The 19,640-nt window shown below is 69.9% G+C and carries 17 protein-coding genes and 1 tRNA gene; 13 read left to right on the forward strand and 5 right to left on the reverse strand.

What is annotated here, in order from left to right:
* Positions 1 to 8 precede the first annotated feature (8 nt).
* From ACZ7L5_RS25565 to ACZ7L5_RS25615, 11 genes are all read left to right on the forward strand, one after another.
* A complete protein-coding gene (locus ACZ7L5_RS25565) occupies positions 9 to 764 on the forward strand; it encodes a GntR family transcriptional regulator (RefSeq protein WP_471519066.1) in 756 nt (251 codons plus the stop codon).
* A gap of 141 nt (positions 765 to 905) precedes the next feature.
* The gene (locus ACZ7L5_RS25570; protein WP_471519068.1) at positions 906 to 2,030 is read left to right on the forward strand and encodes a TIGR03364 family FAD-dependent oxidoreductase; all 1,125 of its coding nucleotides are present in this window, start codon (positions 906 to 908) and stop codon (positions 2,028 to 2,030) included.
* Positions 2,027 to 2,746, forward strand: a complete 720-nt coding sequence (locus ACZ7L5_RS25575; RefSeq protein WP_471519070.1) for a phosphonatase-like hydrolase — start codon at positions 2,027 to 2,029, stop codon at positions 2,744 to 2,746. The genes ACZ7L5_RS25570 and ACZ7L5_RS25575 overlap by 4 nt, the downstream gene beginning before the upstream one ends.
* Positions 2,743 to 3,810 carry an ABC transporter ATP-binding protein gene (locus ACZ7L5_RS25580; protein ID WP_471519072.1) on the forward strand — a complete coding sequence of 356 codons (1,068 nt, stop codon included), beginning with the start codon at positions 2,743 to 2,745 and terminating at the stop codon, positions 3,808 to 3,810. The genes ACZ7L5_RS25575 and ACZ7L5_RS25580 overlap by 4 nt, the downstream gene beginning before the upstream one ends.
* Positions 3,803 to 4,657: a 2-aminoethylphosphonate ABC transporter permease subunit gene (locus ACZ7L5_RS25585; RefSeq protein ID WP_471519074.1), complete on the forward strand. Its 855-nt coding sequence runs from the start codon at positions 3,803 to 3,805 to the stop codon at positions 4,655 to 4,657. Before ACZ7L5_RS25580 ends, ACZ7L5_RS25585 begins: the two co-directional genes overlap by 8 nt.
* Complete coding sequence (locus ACZ7L5_RS25590; protein WP_471519076.1) at positions 4,644 to 5,441, forward strand: ABC transporter permease; 798 nt, start codon at positions 4,644 to 4,646, stop codon at positions 5,439 to 5,441. The genes ACZ7L5_RS25585 and ACZ7L5_RS25590 overlap by 14 nt, the downstream gene beginning before the upstream one ends.
* 49 nt (positions 5,442 to 5,490) lie before the next feature.
* Complete coding sequence (locus tag ACZ7L5_RS25595; RefSeq protein ID WP_471519078.1) at positions 5,491 to 6,546, forward strand: 2-aminoethylphosphonate ABC transporter substrate-binding protein; 1,056 nt, start codon at positions 5,491 to 5,493, stop codon at positions 6,544 to 6,546.
* A gap of 103 nt (positions 6,547 to 6,649) precedes the next feature.
* Positions 6,650 to 8,182: an alkaline phosphatase family protein gene (locus ACZ7L5_RS25600; RefSeq protein ID WP_471519080.1), complete on the forward strand. Its 1,533-nt coding sequence runs from the start codon at positions 6,650 to 6,652 to the stop codon at positions 8,180 to 8,182.
* Positions 8,183 to 8,258: 76 nt separating this feature from the next.
* Entirely contained in the window at positions 8,259 to 9,038 is a 780-nt protein-coding gene (locus tag ACZ7L5_RS25605) for an HAD-IIA family hydrolase (RefSeq protein WP_328881418.1), read from the forward strand.
* 113 nt (positions 9,039 to 9,151) lie between these two features.
* A complete protein-coding gene (locus ACZ7L5_RS25610; protein WP_471519082.1) occupies positions 9,152 to 9,706 on the forward strand; it encodes a hypothetical protein in 555 nt (184 codons plus the stop codon).
* 2 nt (positions 9,707 to 9,708) lie between these two features.
* The gene (locus ACZ7L5_RS25615; RefSeq protein WP_471519084.1) at positions 9,709 to 10,374 is read left to right on the forward strand and encodes a class F sortase; all 666 of its coding nucleotides are present in this window, start codon (positions 9,709 to 9,711) and stop codon (positions 10,372 to 10,374) included.
* 224 nt (positions 10,375 to 10,598) lie between these two features.
* Here ACZ7L5_RS25615 and ACZ7L5_RS25620 read toward each other — a convergent pair whose 3' ends face one another.
* A complete protein-coding gene (locus ACZ7L5_RS25620; RefSeq protein ID WP_471519086.1) occupies positions 10,599 to 11,393 on the reverse strand; it encodes a GAF and ANTAR domain-containing protein in 795 nt (264 codons plus the stop codon).
* A gap of 161 nt (positions 11,394 to 11,554) precedes the next feature.
* Here ACZ7L5_RS25620 and ACZ7L5_RS25625 point away from each other — a divergent pair, with 161 nt between their 5' ends.
* On the forward strand, positions 11,555 to 12,586 hold the full coding sequence (locus tag ACZ7L5_RS25625; RefSeq protein WP_471519088.1) for a glycoside hydrolase family 6 protein: 1,032 nt from the start codon (positions 11,555 to 11,557) through the stop codon (positions 12,584 to 12,586).
* 57 nt (positions 12,587 to 12,643) lie between these two features.
* Here ACZ7L5_RS25625 and glxA read toward each other — a convergent pair whose 3' ends face one another.
* The 4 genes from glxA to ACZ7L5_RS25645 form a co-directional block, all read right to left on the reverse strand.
* Positions 12,644 to 14,581 (reverse strand): radical copper oxidase GlxA, encoded by a 1,938-nt coding sequence (glxA, locus tag ACZ7L5_RS25630; RefSeq protein ID WP_471519090.1) that lies wholly within the window; start codon positions 14,579 to 14,581, stop codon positions 12,644 to 12,646.
* Entirely contained in the window at positions 14,578 to 16,578 is a 2,001-nt protein-coding gene (locus tag ACZ7L5_RS25635; RefSeq protein ID WP_365059077.1) for a glycosyltransferase family 2 protein, read from the reverse strand. Before ACZ7L5_RS25635 ends, glxA begins: the two co-directional genes overlap by 4 nt.
* Positions 16,579 to 16,903: 325 nt before the next feature.
* Positions 16,904 to 17,620: a FadR/GntR family transcriptional regulator gene (locus tag ACZ7L5_RS25640; RefSeq protein WP_363037603.1), complete on the reverse strand. Its 717-nt coding sequence runs from the start codon at positions 17,618 to 17,620 to the stop codon at positions 16,904 to 16,906.
* A gap of 251 nt (positions 17,621 to 17,871) precedes the next feature.
* Positions 17,872 to 17,945: transfer RNA gene (locus ACZ7L5_RS25645), tRNA-Lys, on the reverse strand.
* A 183-nt stretch (positions 17,946 to 18,128) separates the two neighbouring features.
* On the opposite strand from ACZ7L5_RS25645, the gene ACZ7L5_RS25650 reads away from it, so the two are divergent.
* On the forward strand, positions 18,129 to 19,601 hold the full coding sequence (locus ACZ7L5_RS25650) for a peptidoglycan-binding protein (protein ID WP_471519093.1): 1,473 nt from the start codon (positions 18,129 to 18,131) through the stop codon (positions 19,599 to 19,601).
* Positions 19,602 to 19,640: the final 39 nt, after the last annotated feature.

Raw genomic sequence — 19,640 nt, forward strand, 5'->3', positions numbered from 1 at the left:
ATCCCTGCGTGGACTACCCGAACAACCAGGCCCCCGGCGCCCCCGTGCGCCAGGGCATCCCGGAGCACGGCCGGATCCCGAAGTACTACGCGGTGAAGGCCCGGCTCGACCTCCTCGTCGGCGAACTCGGTGAGGGCGACCCCCTCCCCACCGAACGCGACCTCTCCGAGGAGTACGAGGTCGCCCGCGAGACCGTCCGGCAGGCGATCCGCGAACTGGTGCTGGAGGGCAAGCTGCGCCGGCGGGGGCGGGGCACGGTCGTCGCCGGGCCCAAGCTCGAACAGCCCCTCTCCCTGGCCAGCTACACCGAGGGCGTACGGCGGCAGGGGCGCACCCCCGGCCGTGGCCTCGTCACGCTCGACCGCTTCCCCTGCCCCGCGGCCCTCGCCGCCGAGACGGGCCTTGTGCGCGGCGAACCCGTCTGGCACATGGAGCGCGTCCTGCTCGCCGACGACGAGCGGGTCGGCCTGGAGAGTACGTACGTCGCCGTCGCCCGGGTGCCCCGGCTGGACGCCGACTTCGACCCCGACTCCTCCTTCTACGCCTTCCTCAACGGACAGGGCATCGTCTTCGGCGACGCCGACGAGCGCTTGGAGACCGTGCTGGCGACCCCGCGCGAGGCCCTGCTCATCGGGACGCCGCCCGCCCTGCCGATGCTGCTGATCCACCGGGTCTCACGGGACACGGACGGGCAGCCGCTGGAGCGCGTGCGGACGCTGTTCCGGGGAGACCGGTTCTCGTTCACCACCCATCTGCACGGCTGAAAAGTACAGAATTCGACCTGTTTGCCATGGAGTCAATTATCACGAAGAGATAACGGGTCTAGCCCAAACGTGATGGCCAGTTCACGCTCTCGTTGTCAGCCGGACCCTTCCGGTTACCCGATCCCGAGGAGCGTTGCCGTCGTGAGAGTGATAGTCGTCGGAGCCGGCGTGGTGGGCACCATGCACGCCTGGCAAGCAGTGGAACGCGGCCACGAGGTCGTACAGATCGAGCGCGAGGCGGAGGCTCGCGGCGCGTCGTTGCGCAACTTCGGACAGATCTGGGTGAGCGGACGCGCGGGCGGCGAGGAGCTGCGGACCGCGCTTCGGGCACGGGAGCTGTGGGAGGAGATCGGAGCCCGCGTGCCGGGCCTCGGCTTCCGGCCGAACGGCTCCCTGACCCCCGTCCGCGGCGACCTGGAGCTCGCCGTCGCCGAGGCCGCCGTGGCGCGCGAGGACGCCGCCGCCCGCGGACACAAGCTGCTGACGCCCGACGAGGCGCGGGCCGTGAACCCCGCCCTGCGCGGCGAATTCACCGCCGCCCTGTACTGCGAACGGGACGCCGCCGTCGAGCCGCGCACCGCACAGCTCGCCCTGCGCGAGGAACTGCTGAAGTCCCCGAACTACACGTTCAGGCCGGGCCGGGAGGTCCGCGAGGTCATCGGCGGCAGCGCCGTCCGCGACGACCACGGGGACGTCCACAGCGGCGACGTCGTCGTCCTGTGCACCGGCGCCTGGCTCGGCGGACTGGTCCGTGAGCTGGCCGGCCCCGACCTGCCCGTGCGCCGCGTCCGCCTCCAGATGATGCAGACCGCCCCGCTCGGCGAGCCGCTGACCACCTCGGTCGCCGACGCGGACAGCTTCCGCTACTACCCGGCGTACGCCTCCGCCGCCCTGGACGCGCTCGGCACCGGGCAGCCGCAGGCCGAGACCGCCGCGGCCCACCGCATGCAGCTGCTCATGGTGCAGCGCGCCGACGGCGGGCTGACCATCGGCGACACCCACGAGTACGAACACCCCTTCGCCTTCGACACCCTGGAGGACCCCTACGACCACCTCACCGAGGTCGTCGAGTCCTTCCTCGGCCGCCCGCTGCCGAGGATCCGGCGCCGCTGGGCCGGGGTGTACGCGCAGTGCACCGACACGACCCGGGTCGTGCACCGGCAGCAGGTGCGCGACGGGGTGTGGCTGGTGACCGGGCCCGGCGGGCGCGGGATGACCTGCTCGCCCGCGATAGCCGAGACGACCGCGAACGAACTGGGTTGGTGAGTAAGTTGACGATCAAGCAGTCGATCAAGCAGTCGGTCAATCAGCAGACGCGGCTGGTCGTGCTCGACATGGCCGGTACGACCGTCGCCGACGGCGGGCTCGTGGAGCGGGCCTTCGCGGCGGCCGCCACCGAACTGGGCGTCGAGCCCGGCTCCCCGGACCACGCCGACAAGCTCGCCTACGTCCGCGCCACCATGGGCGAGTCCAAGATCTCTGTCTTCCGGTACCTGTTCGGCGACGAGGAGCGGGCACAGCGCGCCAACGCGGCCTTCGAGGAGGCGTACGGCGAACTCGTCGACGGCGGGCTCGTCGCGCCGATCCCCGGCGCCCGCGAGGCCATCGAGGAACTCCAGGCCGGCGGCCGTACCGTCGTCCTCACCACCGGCTTCGCCCGGGTCACCCAGGACGCGATCCTCGACGCGCTCGGCTGGCAGGACCTCGTCCCCCTCACCCTGTGCCCGGCCGACGCCGGGGGCCGGGGGCGGCCGTACCCGGACATGGTCCTCACCGCGCTCCTGCGGACGGCTGCCGCCGCCGACGTCCGGGAGATCGCCGTGGTCGGCGACACCTCCTACGACATGCTCAGCGGCGTCCGCGCGGGCGCGGGCCTGGTCGCCGGTGTCCTGACCGGCGCGCACGACTCCGACGCACTGCGGGAGGCCGGCGCGACCCATGTCCTCGGCTCCGTCGCGGAGTTGCCAGGAGTGCTGACGTGAGCGGCATCCGCTTCGACTCCGTCAGCGTCGCCTACGACGGCAACGTCGTCCTCGACTCCCTCGACCTCACCGTCGAGCCCGGCGAGGTCATGGCGCTGCTCGGGCCGTCCGGATCCGGCAAGACCACCGCGCTGCGGGCGGTCGCCGGGTTCGTACGGCCCGCCTCCGGGCGGGTCTTCCTCGGCGGACAGGACGTCACCGACCTGCCGCCGTACCGGCGGGGCATCGGGATGGTCGTCCAGCAGTACGCCCTGTTCCCGCACATGCGCGTCGAGGAGAACGTCGCCTTCGGACTGAAGGCGCAGAAGGCACAGAAGGCACCCAAGGTCTCCAAGGCCGAGATCCGCACCCGGGTCGCCGAGGCCCTGGAGATGACCGGCATGGCGGCCTACGCCCGCCGCTACCCGCGTGAGCTGTCCGGCGGCCAGCAGCAGCGCGTCGCCATCGCCCGCGCGCTCGCCATCCGCCCCGGCGTCCTCCTCCTCGACGAGCCGCTGTCCGCCCTCGACGCCCGCCTGCGCTCCGGCATGCTTGCCGAACTGGCCAGTCTGCACCGCGAGTTGCCCGACGTCACGATCCTCTACGTCACCCACGACCAGGTCGAGGCCCTCACCCTCGCCGACCGGATCGCGGTGATGGACAGCGCCCGCCTCCAGGCCTGCGGCACCCCGCGGGAGCTGTACCGGGCGCCGGCCAACGAGTTCACCGCGTCCTTCGTCGGGAACGCCAACCTGCTGCCGGTGACGGTGGGTTCGGGCGGTGTCGCCTTCGGCGGCGGCGAGCTGAAGGTGGACACGGAGGGCGCGGCGCGGGGCGCGAGGGCGACGCTGTGCGTACGGCCCCACCTCGTCGGCCTCGGCGACGGACCCAACCGGCTCGCCGGGACCGTGACGGAGATCCAGTGGCGCGGGTCCACGCACCGGCTGTACGTCGAGGTCGACGGCCACCGGGTCATCGCCGACCTGCGGGAACTGAAGGACCCGCCGGCCCACGGCGACGAGGTGACCCTGCACTTCTCCCCGGACGACGCGGTGCTGCTGACCGCCGGAGTCACCCATGACTAGCGCGGTGACCACCGGCAGGACCGGCGGTACGGCCAGAACGCTGCTGTGGGCCCTCCCACCCGTCGCCCTCCTCGCCCTCGTCTTCCTCTACCCGCTCGCCCTCGTCGTCCAGCAGTCCCTCCAGCCGGACACCGGCGGCACCTCACTGGAGCCGTACGCCGACGTCTTCGCCTCCGAAGCCTTCCGTGAGGCGCTGTGGACCACGGTGTGGCTGGCGGCCGGCTCGACCGTCGGGTGTCTGGTCCTCGGGTTCGTGATCGCGCTCGTCATCGCCTTCGTGCCCTTCCCCGGGGCACGGGCGGTGGCCCGCTTCATCGACGTCTTCCTGTCCTTCCCGTCCTTCCTGATCACGCTGGCCCTGCTGTTCATCTACGGCACGGTCGGCATGGCCAACGGCCTGTGGACCGACGTCACCGGCGCAAGCGACGGCCCCTTCCAGTTCCTCACCACGCCCTGGGGGGTCCTGCTCGCCGAGATCACGTACTTCACGCCGTTCGTCGTACGACCGCTGCTCGCTGCCTTCTCCCAGCTGGACACCGCTCAGCTGGAGGCGGCCAGTTCGCTCGGCGCGCGCCCGCTGCGCATCGTCCGCCGCGTGATCCTCCCCGAGGCGCTGCCCGCCCTCGCCGCCGGCGGCAGCCTCGTGCTGGTGCTGTGCCTCAACGAGTTCGGCATCGTCCTGTTCACCGGCGCGAAAGGCGTCACGACCCTGCCGATGCTCGTCTACAGCAAGGCGATCCTGGAGTCCGACTACCCGGGCGCGTGTGTGGTCGCCGTCGTCAACGTCCTGATCTCCGTGGGCCTCTACGGCCTCTACCGGGTGGTGAGCCGCCGTGCTCGTGCATAGCCGCGGGGCCAAGTGGGCCGTATGGGCCCTGTTCCTCGTCCTGTTCCTGCCCCTGTTTGCCCTTCCGCTCCTCGTCGTCCTCGGCGCCTCCTTCGCCACCAACTGGTCGAGCGTGCTGCCCTCCGGCTTCACGACCGGCCACTACAGCGCAACCACCCGCGGCGAGGCCCTCCAGGCCCTCACCACCAGCCTGGTCACGGCCGCCGCCGCGAGCCTGATCGCCCTGGCCGCCGGCACCTGGGCGGCCCTCGCGGCGGCCGGGCTGAACAAGCGGTACCGCAGGGTCCTGGACGCGCTCTTCGTCCTGCCGGTGGCGGTGCCCTCGGTGGTCGTCGGCCTCGCCATCCTGGTGGCGTTCTCCCAGCCGCCGTTCCTGCTCAACGGCACCCGCCAGATCGTGATCCTCGCCCACACCGTCCTGGTCACCGCCTTCGCCTACCAGTCCGTGTCCGCCGCCCTCACCCGCCTCGACCCGGCGTACGAACAGGCCGCCGCCTCCCTCGGCGCCCGGCCCGCGTACGTGCTGTGGCGGGTCAGGCTCCCCCTCCTCCTGCCGTCCCTCACCGCTGCCGCCGGCCTCTGCTTCGCCCTGTCCATGGGCGAATTGAGCGCCACGATGATGCTCTACCCGCCCGACTGGACCCCGCTGCCCGTCCTGATCTACGCGGCCACCGACCGCGGCGCCCTGTTCGCCGGCTCCGCCCTCGCGGTGGTCCTGATGGCGGCGACGCTGCTCGCGCTGTTCGCCGTCTCCCGCATCCGCACCCGAGCCTCGTACCGCTGATCAGTGCCTCTTGGACAAACCCCTTTCACTGCAAGGAGTTCACCTCGTCATGCCCAGAAACACGCTCAGGATCGCCCTCGCGGTGTCGCTCGCCGCCACCCCGCTGCTCACCGCCTGCGGCGGCAACTCCGCCGCTGCCGACGAGAAGGTCGTCACCGTCTACAGCGCCGACGGCCTCAAGGGCGAGAAGGGCGACGGCTGGTACGACCGGATCTTCAAGGACTTCGAGAAGCAGACCGGCATCAAGGTCGAGTACGTCGAGGGCGGCTCGGGCGAGATGGTGCAGCGCGCCGCCCGCGAGAAGCGCAACCCGCAGGCCGACGTGATCGTCACGCTCCCGCCCTTCATCCAGCAGGCCGACGGCAAGGGCCTGCTGCAGAAGTACGCCCCGAAGGGCTCCGACCAGGTCAGCGGAGCCGACAAGGGCGCCGAGGGCACCTGGACCTCGGTCGTGAACAACTACTTCGGGTTCATCTACAACAAGAACGAGCTGAAGCAGGCGCCCACCACGTGGGAGGAGCTGCTGGAGGGCACGTACAAGAACAAGCTCCAGTACTCCACTCCGGGCGTCGCCGGTGACGGAACGGCCGTGCTCATCAAGGCCATGCACGACTTCGGCGGCGAGAAGCCCGCCATGGACTACCTCCGAAAGCTCCAGTCCAACAACGTCGGACCTTCCGCCTCCACCGGCAAGCTGGCGCCCAAGGTCGACAAGGGTGAACTGCTCGTCGCCAACGGTGACGTCCAGATGAACTTCGCCCAGTCCAAGACCATGCCGAACCTCGGCATTTGGTTCCCTGCGAAGGACGGCGGCAAGCCCACCACCTTCGCCCTGCCCTACGCCGCCGGTCTCGTCACCGACGCCCCCCACTCCGAGAACGGCAGGAAGCTCCTCGACTTCATGCTGAGCCAGGACGCCCAGAAGCAGGTCAGCGACATCGGCGGCGGCTTCAGCGCCCGCCAGGACGTCAAGGCCACCGACGCCAACGCCACCGCGCTCGCCGAGATCATCGACGGTGTCGAGGTCTTCGAGCCCGACTGGGACGACATCGACCAGAACCTGACCTCGTACGTGGACGCCTGGAAGTCGGCCACCGACAGCTGACCCACGACAGCTGACCCACCCCCGTACGGACCGTTCCACGCAACGCCCCTGGCACCACACCGGGGGCGTCGCCATGCCCGCACACACCGCTCAGGAGGATCACGTGACGTCACACCTGTCCCGCCGCACCGTCCTCACCACCACCACGGCGACCGCCGCCGCCCTCGCACTCGGCGCCTCCACCGCGCCCGGCGCCCACGCCCTGCCCACGCTCCCCAACGGCACCAGCAAGGACAAGGTGCTCGTCATCGGCATGGACGGCCTGCGTCACGACCGCATCGACGCGGCCGACGCCCCGCACCTGAAGGCCATGATGAGCGAGGGGACGTACGGCACCTCGCTGCTGTACTCGGGCCCGATGGCCGCCACCTCCTCCGGCCCCGGCTGGTCCACCATCGCCACCGGTGTGTGGCCCGACAAGCACGGCGTGAAGGACAACACCTTCATCGGCAAGAACTACGCCCGCTACCCCGGCTTCCTCGCCCGCCTCGCCCAGGTCCGGCCCGCCCTGTCCACCTACGCCGCCGTCGACTGGAAACCCCTGGACACCCAGGGCACCGTCACCCCCGGCGCGGACGCGAAGCTGGTCCTCGACGGCGACGCCGACGGCTACACCGGGCACGACGCCACCATCGCCGCCGAGAGCGAGGCGCTGCTGCGCAACCAGAACCCGGACGTCCTGTTCGTCTACTTCGGCCAGTCCGACATCGTGGGCCACAACCAGGGCGCGGGCAGCCAGGCCTACCTCGACCAGATCGCCGTCCAGGACGCGTTCGTGGGCCGGCTGCGCGCCGCGATCAAGGCCCGGCCCAGCTATGCCACCGAGCGCTGGACGGTCATCGTCGCCACCGACCACGGCCACACGGACCCGGGCGGCCACGGCGGCTCCTCGATCGAGGAGCGCCGCACCTTCGTCCTTGCCACCGGCCCCGGAATCACCGCGGGCGCCCGCCCGATCGACACCCGGCTCGTCGACGTCGTACCGACCGTCCTCAAGCAGCTCGGCATCCCCGTCGACCCGGCCTGGGGCCTGGACGGCAAGCCGGTCCAGGAGCGCTCCGGAGACCCCTTCGACGCGCTCACCCTGTCCACCCGGACGGACGAGACGGGCATCCCGTCGACCGTCCGCGGCTACACGCACACCCCGCCCAGCGGATGGTCCGTCAGCAACAACGCCATGGGCACCGGCGGCATGACCGAGTGGCGCGGCTGGGCGTTCGCCACCGACGAGTTCTGGTCCCGCACCCAGCGCGACCAGTGGCGTGAGCTCAACGTCCGCGCCCGCGGCGTCTTCGCGGTCGCCGACTCCGACGAGTGGGCCGACAAGAGCTTCTCCGGCACGTACGACTCGACCCTCGTCACCCCCGCGTACGACGTCACCGGCAAGACGAAGGTGCGGCTGGACTTCACGACCCTCTACCGGCAGGAGGGCTCCCAGACGGCCCAGATCCTCGCGTCCTTCAACGGCGGCACGCCCACCGTCGTCAAGAGCTACACCTCCGACGTCGTCTCTCAGCCGCAGTCCGTTTCCGTCGACGTCCCCTCCGGTGCCGCCAACGTGAGCTTCCGGTTCCGCTACACCGGGTCCAACAACTGGTACTGGGTGATCGACGGGGTCAGGATCAGGCACTCCTGATTACTCTGGGGGCGTCGGTACGCCGTGGTTCCGGCGCCCCCAGCTCATCCCGTACGCAGGCCAGGAGCACAGCAACATGGCAGACCGCAAGCCCATCGATTCTTGGCTCACCGACATGGACGGCGTGCTCATCCACGAGGGCGTTCCGATTCCCGGCGCCGACGCCTTCATCAAGAGGCTGCGCGAGTCCGGCAAGCCCTTCCTCGTCCTCACCAACAACTCGATGTACACCCCGCGCGACCTGCACGCCCGGCTGAACCGCATGGGCCTGGAGGTGCCGATCGAGAACATCTGGACCTCGGCGCTGGCCACCGCCAAGTTCCTCGACGTCCAGCGCCCGGGCGGCTCGGCGTACGTCATCGGCGAGGCGGGCCTGACCACCGCGCTGCACGACATCGGGTACATCCTCACCGACCACGACCCGGACTACGTCGTCCTCGGCGAGACCCGCACCTACTCCTTCGAGGCCATGACCAAGGCGGTCCGGCTGATCAACGCCGGCGCCCGTTTCATCTGCACCAACCCCGACGAGACGGGGCCGTCGACCGAGGGCCCGCTGCCCGCGACCGGCGCCGTGGCCGCGCTGATCACCAAGGCGACCGGCAAGCAGCCGTACTTCGCGGGCAAGCCGAACCCGCTGATGATGCGGACCGGCCTGAACGCCATCGGGGCGCACTCCGAGTCCAGTGCCATGATCGGCGACCGCATGGACACCGACGTGCTGGCCGGCATGGAGGCCGGGATGCAGACGTTCCTGGTGCTCACCGGGCTGACCCGGCCCGAGCAGGTGGAGAACTTCCCGTACCGGCCGTCCAAGGTCGTGGAGTCCATCGCGGACCTCGTCGACCGGATCTGAAACCCGGGGACGGGGAAACGGGGTGCAACACGACCCGTACGGAGCAGTGCGGCCCCGCTGAGGATGCGGGGCGGGTGCCCCGGGGGGAGTCTCCAGGTAACTGGAGGTTCACGATGGGATCACTGCGGGTCACTCTCTGTGCGATGGCCGCTCTGGGCGCGGTCGCCGCCACTCCGGCGGCATACGCGGCGGACGGGGGTGTCTCGGTCAGCCCGTCGTCTCCCCGCCCGGGCGGGGAGATCGCGCTGCGAGCGAGCGGATGCCCGGAGCGGGCCGCCAAGGCCGTCTCCGAGGCGTTCGTCGCCGACGCCCGCCTCACCGTCGGCGCGGACGGCACCCTGACGGGCGAGAGCCGCATCCGCTCCACGCTCAAGGCGGGCACGTACGACGTCAAGGTCGCCTGCGGGGAGCTGTCCCGCGCGGGCGCGGTCACGGTGGCCGGGCCGCAGGGCGCGCGGCACGGGGCGGAGCCGTCGGGCCACGCCTCGCCCGTGGCGCCCGTCCCCGCCGGCGGCGGTGGCACCGCCCGGCTCGCCGTCGTGGACGCCCGTGAGGCCGGGCCCGGCACGGCGCACACCGTGACGGGGCTGGTCCTCGCCGGCGTCGCCGCGACCGCCGTGGCGCTGCGCAGCGCCCGCCGCAGCCGCGAGCAGCGCAGGCCGCACTGACCATGGCCGAGCACGAACGCCCCGCCTACGGGGGCCGGCTGCTCATGGGCGTGGCCTGGACCGTGCTGCTGCTCGGGCTGTGGCTCTGGGGGCGCGAGGTCACCGACGTACAACAGGGCATCTCCGCACCCGTGGCCGGCGACGTCGCCGCGGTCGGCCGGCCGCCGCAGGTGGACCTGCCGCCCGCCGCACGGCCGCTGGGCGACGCACTGCCGCAGCGCCTCGACATCCCCGGGCTCGGCATCCAGGCACCGGTGGCCGCCCGGGGCCTCGACCGGCACGGAGCCATCGATCCACCGCCCTACGCCCAGGCCGGCGACGTCGGCTGGTACGCGGCCGGGGTCAGGCCCGGAGCCGTCGGAGCCGCCCTGATGGTGGGCCACGTCGACACCGAGAGCCGCCCTGCCGTCTTCCACCGCCTCCGCACGCTGAAGCCGGGCGCGACGGTGCGAGTACTCCGCGACGACGGCAAGGTCGCCGAGTTCACCGTGGACGACGTCGACATCGTCCCCCGCAACCGCTTCGACGCCCACCGGGCCTACGGCACGCACCACCAGGGCCGCGCCGAACTACGCCTCCTCACCTGCGGCGGCACCTTCGACCGAGCGACCCGCACCTACACGGCGAATGTGATCGTCTCGGCGTACCTCACGGGGTCGGGGCTGTGACGGCCGTGGCCGTTCACCTGGCCCGGTCGACGACCGCTCCCCCGAAGTCGCCGACCGGGCTGGTCCTCGACCGCGCGCGCACGGGCTGCGGGAGTAACCCGGCGACCGGCGCGGGAGGCTTTGTGTGACCAGAGTTGGGGGCTCGTCCGACCGGGGGCTGGGGTCGTCCGGAAATGACTCTAGAGCGGATGGCGGCCGGGGCCCAGAGAAAGTTCGCGGGGGTACTACGTGCGTTCCCCGCCGTCCGCAGGCCCCGCCTCCCGACGCAGTTCGGCGTCGTCCGCGACCCGGTCGATGACCTCCTGAGCGACCCGGTCCAGCGGCAGCCGGCGCCGGCGTGCGTACTGCCGCATCGCCACGAAGGCGTGGTCCGCGGGAATGCGCCAGCGCTCGGCCAGCATGCCCTTGGCCTGTTCGACGCGCACCCGGCTGGACAGCGCCTGCTGCAACTGACCGGCGAGGGTGCGGCACTGGACGTACGCCGTGTTGTTCTCCAGCCCCAGGGCCGCGCAGTCGGCGAGGAGCTGCGCCAGCCGCAGCGCCGTACCGTCCTCGGACCGGGAGTCCTCGGACCGGGAATCGCCGACGTGGGCGGCGCAGAAGACGTTGAGCGCGCCGAGCAGCCGGCCCCGGCGGCGCAGCGGGACCGCGTACGTCGCGGCGATGTCGTGGGCGAGCGCCCGCTCCGTGAACTCGGGCCAGCGGGAGCCGGTCCGGGCCGCTCCGATCGAGACCGGCGGCACCGGCCGCCCCGAGCTGTAACTGTCCAGACAGGGCCCGCCGCCGTACTGGGCCCGCAGCAGTTCCAAGGCGACCTCGCGGTCCGCGCCGCCCGCCGCCAGCGACACCGCCCGCCCGTCGTCGATCAGCATGAACCCCGCGCCCCGCGCGGCCAGTACCCCCACGCAGTGGTCGGCGACGCCCGATAAGTAGGGCGCGGCCTCGAACCCGTCGACGAGCGTGTCCGCCGACTCCACCAACGCCTCTGCCAGCCGTATCTCCCGGGTCCTCCCGTGCATGACCGCACCCTCCCCTTCCCCTGTCGCCCTGCGTCTCCTGTCGTCGTCGCAGCCGTCATAGTGGCTGTAACAGCTCCCCGACAAGGCTTGGCGAACTCGTGTGCCCCACGACACGTATGTCAGGATTGAGACTTGGAACAGTGCACCCGAGGGGGAGCTGGATGTACCTGAACAGGGGGGCCTGGCGGGGGGCTCGCGCGCGGACGTCCGCGGTGGTGCTGGGGGTGGCGCTGCTGATGGCGGGCTGTTCGTCCGCCGGGGACGGCGACGACCCCGACGACAACGCCGGCGCCGGAATCAGCCAACAGCCCAAGGAGACCGACCCGTTCTGGGTGAACCCGGACGGGAACGCGGCCGAGCAGGTGGCGGCCTATGTGAAGGCCGGTAAGAAGGAGGACGCCGAGGAGATCCGCAAGATAGCGGAGCAGCCGACGGGCGAGTGGATCGGCCCGGAGAGCCCCGAGCAGGAGGCACTCGGCTTCACCGAGGCCGCCGACAAGGCGGGCCGTACGGCCCTGCTGGTCCTCTACAACATCCCGCACCGCGACTGCGGCCAGTACTCCCAGGGCGGCGCCGCCGACGGCAACGCCTACCGGACCTGGATCGACGGTGTGGCCAAGGGCATCGGGGACCGGGACACGACGGTCATCCTGGAGCCGGACGCGGTACTGCACCTGGTCGACGGCTGCACCCCCGGCGAGTTCCACGAGGAGCGCTACGACCTCCTCAAGGGCGCCATCACCAAGCTCAAGTCCCTGAAGAACACCAAGGTCTACGTGGACGCGGGCAATGTCGGCTGGGGTCACCCCGACCAGATCTTCGAGCCCCTGAAGCGGGCGGGCATCGACCAGGCCGACGGGTTCTCCGTCAACGTCTCCAACTTCTACACGACCGAGGACTCGATCGAGTACGGCAAGGAGCTCTCCGCCAAGGTGGGCAACAAGCCGTTCGTGATCGACACCAGCCGCAACGGCAACGGCCCCTACACCGAGGGCAACCCGGACGAGCGCTGGTGCAACCCGCCGGGCCGCGCCCTGGGGGAGACACCCACGACCAAGACCGCCGACCCGCTGGTCGACGCATACGTGTGGGTGAAGCGTCCGGGCGAGTCGGACGGCGAGTGCAAGGGCGGCCCGAAGGCGGGCGAGTGGTGGGCCCAGTACGCCTTGGGTCTCGCGAAGGCCAGCAAGTAGCTCCTACGTGAAATGGGGGCGCCCTCCGTCGCGGAGGGCGCCCCCATTGCGTGTCCGCTATGGGACCTTGACCCACTGCGCCTTGCTCGGCGTGCCCTGGTCGTCCGTCACGAACAGCATGTACCAGCCTGACGGAACCAGATTCCGGTTCGTCGGCACATCCACGGTGATCTTGTCACCGGACTTCTTGAAGTCCAGCTTCACCGACCGCTGGTCCACGTCCGTGACATGCGTCGACGCGCTCGGCCGCATGAGCCGTACGTTCTCGATGGACGAGGCGTGCTGCGAGGTGAACGTGCCCGTCCCGCCCCGCTTGATGGTCTGCGGACCACCCGACAGCGACGGCTGCGCGTCCCGGTACAGATACGGCGGCGTGTAGATCTCGATCCGCTGCTCGAACTTGCCCGGCTTGGTGTTGGCCTTGTCGGCGTACAGCGAGTCCGAGCCGAAGAACATCACACGGCCGTCGGGCAGCAGGATCGACCCCGAGTGGTAGTTACGGCCCACCAGCGGATCGGCGACCCGGTCGAACTCCTTGGCGCCCGCCCGGTAGAGGTGCGCCTGGAGGATGTTGGAGTCGCCGCGGCCCCGGTAGTCCTCGGAGCCACCCGACACCAGCACGGTGTCGTCCGGCAGCACCGAGGCCTGCGGATACCGCGTGCCCTTCTCCAGCGAAGGCCCGTCCGCGAACTTCGGACTGTCGGCCTTCAGGTCGATCAGCCGCGTCTTCTCGCTCGCCTCCTTGGACTCACCGACGCCACCGCCGCCGATCACCATGTACTTCTCGTCCTGCGCGGGCGGCAGCAGCACCGTGCCGGAGGTCTCCAGCAGCTTGGGGTCGCTCAGCCCGGGCAGCTTGCTGAACTTGTTGGTGTCGACGTCCCAGATGCCGGGGTCGCGGCCCACGTCGTCGGGACCGTAGCCCGCGTTCGAACCCGAGTAGAAGATCTTCCCGTTCTCCAGCGGGAACAGCGCCGGGTACGTCGGGAACTGCCGCACCTTCGTCAGGTACGTCCACTTCTTGGTCTTCGGGTCGTACACCTCGTTCTTGCCCGGCACCAGCTGGCCGATGTCGTCGAGGCCGGAGACGCTGAGGATCTTGCCGTTGCCGAGCGTGGTGAGCGTCGGGTACCAGCGGGCCTCGTGCATCGGATCGACCTTGATGTACTTCTCGGCGACCGGGTCGAACTCGTAGGCGTCCCGGATCCCCTGGAAGTCCTTCTTGTCGAGGGCGAGCTTCTGCGCGATGCCGTACGTGTTGCGCGCGTCGGCGCCGGACAGCCCCTGGATGCGGTAGTTGTCCTGGGTTCCGGTCTCGTACTTGGCGCCCTTCTTCTGCGCCTCGACGTAGATCCGGCCGAGACCGGGGTCGTTGCGCAGGAACTCGCCGGTCGCCTTGTCGAAGACCTTCTTCGCGCGCGGCACCAGCACCGGGTCCTTGGAGACGAACGTCTTGCCGTTCTCCTTGCCGGTGAACTTGGTGCCCGCGGGCAGCGTGATCGGCTCGTCCGGGTTCTCGTTGTGGACGATCATCAGGCCGCCGGCCTTGGTGACGTCACCCTTGAGCTTCTCGTACCGCTTCGTGCCGCCCGCGATCAGCAGGTTGCCGTTGGACAGCTGGGTGTGGCCGGTGCAGAACAGGTCGTTCGGCGTCGGCACCTTCTTGATCGTGCCCTTGACCGGGTCCCAGATCCGGGTGTCGTACTTCTTCGCGTCGAAGTTGTCCTGGTTGTTGCCCGAGCCCGCGATCAGCAGCACCTTGCCGGTGTGCAGGAGCGCCGCGTGGATCGTGTTGAGGCGGTACTCCTCGGGAAATTCGACGATCTCCCACTTGCCGTTCTCGGCTTTGTACTCGGGTCTGTTGATTTGGTACTGGTGGTATTTCTCGGTGCCGACGCGATACAGCCACGGCCCGTTCATTCCGGCCAGCGCGAGCACCACCGCCGTACCTATCGCGAGTCGACGGGCGCGGCGGCGGCCTGCACGGTCGTTCATTCCTTACGTCCCCCAAGTCCACCAAGGGCAATCTGCATGGTCTGGTCGGTGCCGCTGCCGGACGAGGCGGCCCAACTCGGTTTGTGCTGCGGCGCGTGGGCCGCGTGCGGGGCATGGGACGCGTGCTGCGCGGGCAGCGGTTGCGTCTCCGGCTGGTACGGCGCGGGCTGGGCCGGCACAGGCTGCGCCGGGACCGTCGCGGCGGGCTTCTTCCTCTCCTGCCGCAGCATGTAGCGCCAGGCGAAGATCGGCGTCGCGGTGATCAGCATGGCGAACGTCGCCCAGATGATCATCGCCGGGTGCGAGTGGCCGTACACGAAACCGGCGGTGATCGAGGCGCCGAAGATTCCGATGAAGTACCAGTGGTACCGGAAGGTCCCGAACCACCTGTCGGGGCTCGCGGAATCGCCCTTGGGAGTGACCACGAACTTGCTCTTCTTGCGCAGCGCGGAGTCGATCAGGGCCTTCGCGTACAGCGGCGCCGACAGCGCGGACATCACCATGCCGGCCACGCCGCCGGAGCCCTCGGGCTCGTGCGGCGAGACGTTGTGGCGGCGGTTCCAGACGTACAGGCCGATCTGGAGCGCGGACGCGTTGCCGTAGAGCATCAGCCAGATCGTCGGGTCGATGTTCACACCCGAGGCGCCCAGGCCCAGGAACAGCGCACAGCTCAGCGCCGCCAGGATCCAGTTCAGGGCCGACATCGGGTAGAAGATGATCATCATCGTGTAGTTGAAGAGCTTGCTCGGCGGCAGCGAGTACCAGCCCTTCCAGTACTGCTTGAGGATCGTCTCGTACGTCCCTCGCGACCAGCGCATCTGCTGGGTGAAGAAGTCCGTCCAGGCGCTGGGGCCCTCACCGACGGCGAGCACGTCCGGCGTGTAGACCGAGCGCCACTTCTTGCCCGTCACCGGGTTCTTGTGGCGGTGGATCTCGAAGCCGGTCGCCATGTCCTCGGTGATCGAGTCGTACAGACCGCCGATCTGCTTGAGCGCCTTGATGCGTACGGCGTTCGACGTACCCACGAACATCGGGGCGCCGTAGCGGTTGCCGGCGCGCTGGATGAGGGCGTGGAAGAGGAACTGCTGGGACTCGGCGGCCTTGGTGACGAAGTTGTCGTAGTTGCCGTACACCTGCGGGCCGATGACGAAGCCGATGTTCGGGTCGCGGAAGAAGCCGAGCATCCGCTCCAGGTAGTTCGGCAGCGGCACGTGGTCGGTGTCGACCGAGGCGAAGAAGTCGTAGTCGTCGCCGTGGGCGTCGAGCCAGGCGTTGTAGTTGCCGTGCTTGGTCTTGGCGCGGTGCGGGCCCTTGGCCTGGTTCCACTTGGCGACGCCCTTGCGGGAGAAGTGGTGCACGCCGAGCCGCTTGCAGACCTCCTTGACCTCCGGGTCGTCGCCCTCGTCGAGCAGCCAGATGTGCAGAAGGCCCCGGTGGCGCAGCTTGACGGCCGCCTCCAGGGTCTTCGTCACCATCTCCAGCGGCTCCTTGCCGGGCACGAAGGAGGTCAGGAAGGCCACTCTCGTGCCGGTCTCGGGAACCACCGGGATCGGGTCGCGGGCGACGAGGGTGGCGTGCGCGTTCGACAGCACGTTCATGCAGCGGAAGAACTCGATCAGACCGATCGAGACGAGCATCACGATGTCGAGCGCGGGCAGGAAGTCGAAGGCGGGATAGTCCCGTTCGGTCCAGTGCTCCGGCTGCAGCAGCCAGAACAGCAGGACCAGCGACAGCAGCGGAGCGGCCGCCAGCATCAGCGCGACCCTGATCCGGTGCGGCTCCTGCGAGATCAGTGAGCGGTACTCGACCCGGTACGGCTTGTTCGGGTCGGGCTGGGTGAGGGGACCGGCCAGCCGGCTGTAGTGCTCGTAGTCGTACTTCGGCAGCGTCTTCTTGATCCGGCGGAACGCACCCGTCCGGGTATGCGAAGGCACCCTTAGCTGGGTGGTTTGAGACGGGTCGAAGTTCTGCCGGGCGCCCGTCGGCGTCGACGTCATGAGTCATCCCCCCACACGCGGGTAACCCCACGTGTCTGTCGGTTCCTTGACGGCTGCTTCGGTCCCCCTCGACCTTCACAGACGTATCAGTGGTGGGCCGCAGTCACCACGTCTTCCACACCTTAGACATGGAACAGCGACCTTCCGGTTGCATCATGCCCCCCTCGGCATGCGGTCATGAACGGGGCCCCTACCCCCCGGCGAAAACCGGCAACCGGCTCCTTGCCCCCCAACTGCCGCGTATCCGCAGCATCTTGAAAAACCAATCACCAGAGTTCTACGCCGTTCCGCATGATCGCAAGATGCGAAACGAGGTGTTTACCGGTCATACGCGCTCATTGTGGCACCTGTGGGGGTGTTGTGTACCCGTCGTGGATACCCGGGCGCGGATGTTGCCGAAGTGTTCTCGTATGGCTCCCTCCGCCCGTATCGCATCGCCCGACCGCACCGCGTCCACGATCTCCCGGTGCTGCCGGCACGTGACCAGCGGATCCTGCGGGGCACCCCCGAGATCGGTGTGGACGCGGTGGAAGGCGTCCCAGAACGCCTCCATGACCTCGCCCAGCAGCGCGTTGTCCAGCCCCCGGTAGAGGGTGGCGTGAAACGCCCGGTCGGTGTCGGCGATGCCGTCACCGCCCCGCGCGGCCTGTTCCTCCATACGGTCGACGAGCGCATCCAGTTCAACGAGGTCGGCATCCGGGAGCCGCCCCGCGAGCCGGGACACCAGCCCCGTCTCCACGGCCTCCCGCAGCTGCACCAGCTGGAGCAGGGTGTCCTCGCCCCGGTAGTGCCCGGCGACCGTGCGGAAGGCGAGGCCCTCGATCATCGGCGCCAGCGACATGGTCCCGACATACGTCCCGAAGCCGTGCCGGATCTCGACGATGCCCATCGCCTGCAACCCCTTGAGCGCCTCGCGCACGGAATTGCGGCTGGCACCCAGATGAGCCATCAGCTCGGGCTCCGTCGGCAGCGGGGCCCCGGAGGCCAGCCGGCGGTCGATGATGAGCTTCTTGATCCGCTCCTGGAGATCACGCGCTGCCATGACCAGAGAGTATCCGGCCAAACACGTGAAAAGCCCCCCGCTTGCACGAGGGGCTTCCACGGCGAAGGCCCCCCGCAGTCGCGGAGGGCCTTCACTGTCTGTGCGCCGCCAGGGACTCGAACCCCGGACCCGCTGATGCTGCATTTCCCGGGGGCTGACCCCCGGACCCCCAGTCGCACCCGCCAGGGTCCGGGTGGACTCACCCCAAACGCGAAAGGCCCCCCGCAGTCGCGGAGGGCCTTCACTGTCTGTGCGCCGCCAGGGACTCGAACCCCGGACCCGCTGATTAAGAGTCAGCTGCTCTAACCAACTGAGCTAGCGGCGCTTGCTGACGGCGTCACTCTACATGACCTGCGGGGGTGGTCCTGACCGTGAGGACGGGGCGGCCTGGGGCTCCGGGGCGGGCGTAAACCATTCGGACCGTCAACATGCGAGTCCGGAAGACAGTTGTGAGACTGGCGGGGTGTACTGCCGCGGAGATATCCAACTGGAGTGTGAGGGGAATCGCATGGAGACTCGGACTCCGGTATTCGAGGAATTCGACCCTGCGAGTGACTGCGACTGCCCGGGATGTGTTCACTGGAGACGCGTTCTGCCGCATTCCACGACCGGCCGCCACCCGGCCGCCCACCGGGCGCTGATCCTGGCCGCAGCCGCCTCCACGACCCTCGCCGTAGGCCATACGGCCCCGGCCCTCGCCGCCCCCCACATCACCGAACGTCCGGGCGTTCCCGCAGGTGACGACCCCGCCACACCCCAGGGAGGCCGGGCCCCGCTGCACGGGCCGGGTGGACAGCCGGTCTCTCCGGTCGGCCCGGTCAAGACGCCCGCGACCACCCGCGCGGAGATCATCACGCGGGCCAAGAAATGGGTCGCCGCGAAGGTTCCGTACAGCATGTCCAAGTACTGGTCGGACGGATACCGGCAGGACTGCTCGGGCTTCGTCTCGATGGCCTGGAACCTGCCCGGAAACGAATGGACCGGCAGCCTCCACGAGTACGGCGTACGCATCACCAAGAAGGACCTGCAGCCCGGCGACATTCTGCTGTTCCACAATCCGGCGAACCCCGAGAAAGGCTCGCACGTCGTCATTTTCGGCGGCTGGACCGACCACACGCACACCTACTACGTCGCCTACGAGTCGACACCGCCGCACGCCCGCCGGAAGACCACCCCGTACGCCTACTCGAGCCACTCCGACCGATACGTGCCCTACCGCTACAAGGGGCTCAAGACCGCCACGACGGAGACGGAACCGGCCACCGGGAAACAGGAGACCGGGAAGCAGGAGACCGGGAAAGAGGAGACCGCGAAGCCAGCCACCGCTAAGCCGGACAGCACGAAGCCGGACACCACCAAGCAGGACACCACCGAGCCGGCGACCAGCCAGCCGACCGCGGCTCAGCCGACCACCCCCGAGCCGGCCGCTCCCGGGGCCCCGCCGAGTGCGACGGCGTACCCGGGGCGGGCGTATTTCGGCCCGGGGGCCAACAACAAGCACGTCGACCGGCTGGGCCGGCTTCTCGTCGAGCGCGGCGCCGGCCGGTACTACACGTCCGGCCCCGCCTCGCGCTGGACGGACGCTGACCGCAGGGCCACCCAGGCCTTCCAGCAGGCGCAGGGCTGGCAGGGCCAGGACGCGGTCGGGCTGCCCGGGCCGCAGACGTGGCTGCTGCTGGTGACCGGCAAGGGCAAGGACGTGCCGGGCGGGACCGGGCGCGCGCAGCCGGCGTCGCACGGCGTGCCGGGTTATCCGGGGCGGGCGATGTTCCGGCCGGGCGCCGACAACGAATACGTCACCCGGCTCGGCAGGCAGCTGGTGAAGAAGGGGTTCGGCAAGCACTACAAGACCGGGCCGGGGCCGCGCTGGGGCGAGGCGGACCGGCGGGGCGTCGAGGCCTTCCAGCGTGCCCAGGGCTGGCGGGGCGGCGCTGCGGACGGCCTTCCGGGGCCCGAGACCTGGCGGCGGCTCTTCTCGTAACGCCGCAATCCGACAACCACTGTTGTGACGCATCTGGCG

This window comes from Streptomyces sp. NPDC107528, assembly GCF_055639295.1.

Bases quoted from the DNA above. Each gene is read 5' to 3' on its own strand.
- ACZ7L5_RS25610 (WP_471519082.1), top strand. From the start codon at position 9,152: ATGGGATCACTGCGGGTCACTCTCTGTGCGATGGCCGCTCTGGGCGCG.
- ACZ7L5_RS25640 (WP_363037603.1), bottom strand. From the start codon at position 17,620: ATGGCAGCGCGTGATCTCCAGGAGCGGATCAAGAAGCTCATCATCGAC.
- ACZ7L5_RS25585 (WP_471519074.1), top strand. From the start codon at position 3,803: ATGACTAGCGCGGTGACCACCGGCAGGACCGGCGGTACGGCCAGAACG.
- ACZ7L5_RS25595 (WP_471519078.1), top strand. From the start codon at position 5,491: ATGCCCAGAAACACGCTCAGGATCGCCCTCGCGGTGTCGCTCGCCGCC.
- ACZ7L5_RS25635 (WP_365059077.1), bottom strand. From the start codon at position 16,578: ATGACGTCGACGCCGACGGGCGCCCGGCAGAACTTCGACCCGTCTCAA.
- ACZ7L5_RS25650 (WP_471519093.1), top strand. From the start codon at position 18,129: ATGGAGACTCGGACTCCGGTATTCGAGGAATTCGACCCTGCGAGTGAC.
- ACZ7L5_RS25620 (WP_471519086.1), bottom strand. From the start codon at position 11,393: ATGCACGGGAGGACCCGGGAGATACGGCTGGCAGAGGCGTTGGTGGAG.
- glxA (WP_471519090.1), bottom strand. From the start codon at position 14,581: ATGAACGACCGTGCAGGCCGCCGCCGCGCCCGTCGACTCGCGATAGGT.
- ACZ7L5_RS25625 (WP_471519088.1), top strand. From the start codon at position 11,555: ATGTACCTGAACAGGGGGGCCTGGCGGGGGGCTCGCGCGCGGACGTCC.
- ACZ7L5_RS25615 (WP_471519084.1), top strand. From the start codon at position 9,709: ATGGCCGAGCACGAACGCCCCGCCTACGGGGGCCGGCTGCTCATGGGC.
- ACZ7L5_RS25605 (WP_328881418.1), top strand. From the start codon at position 8,259: ATGGCAGACCGCAAGCCCATCGATTCTTGGCTCACCGACATGGACGGC.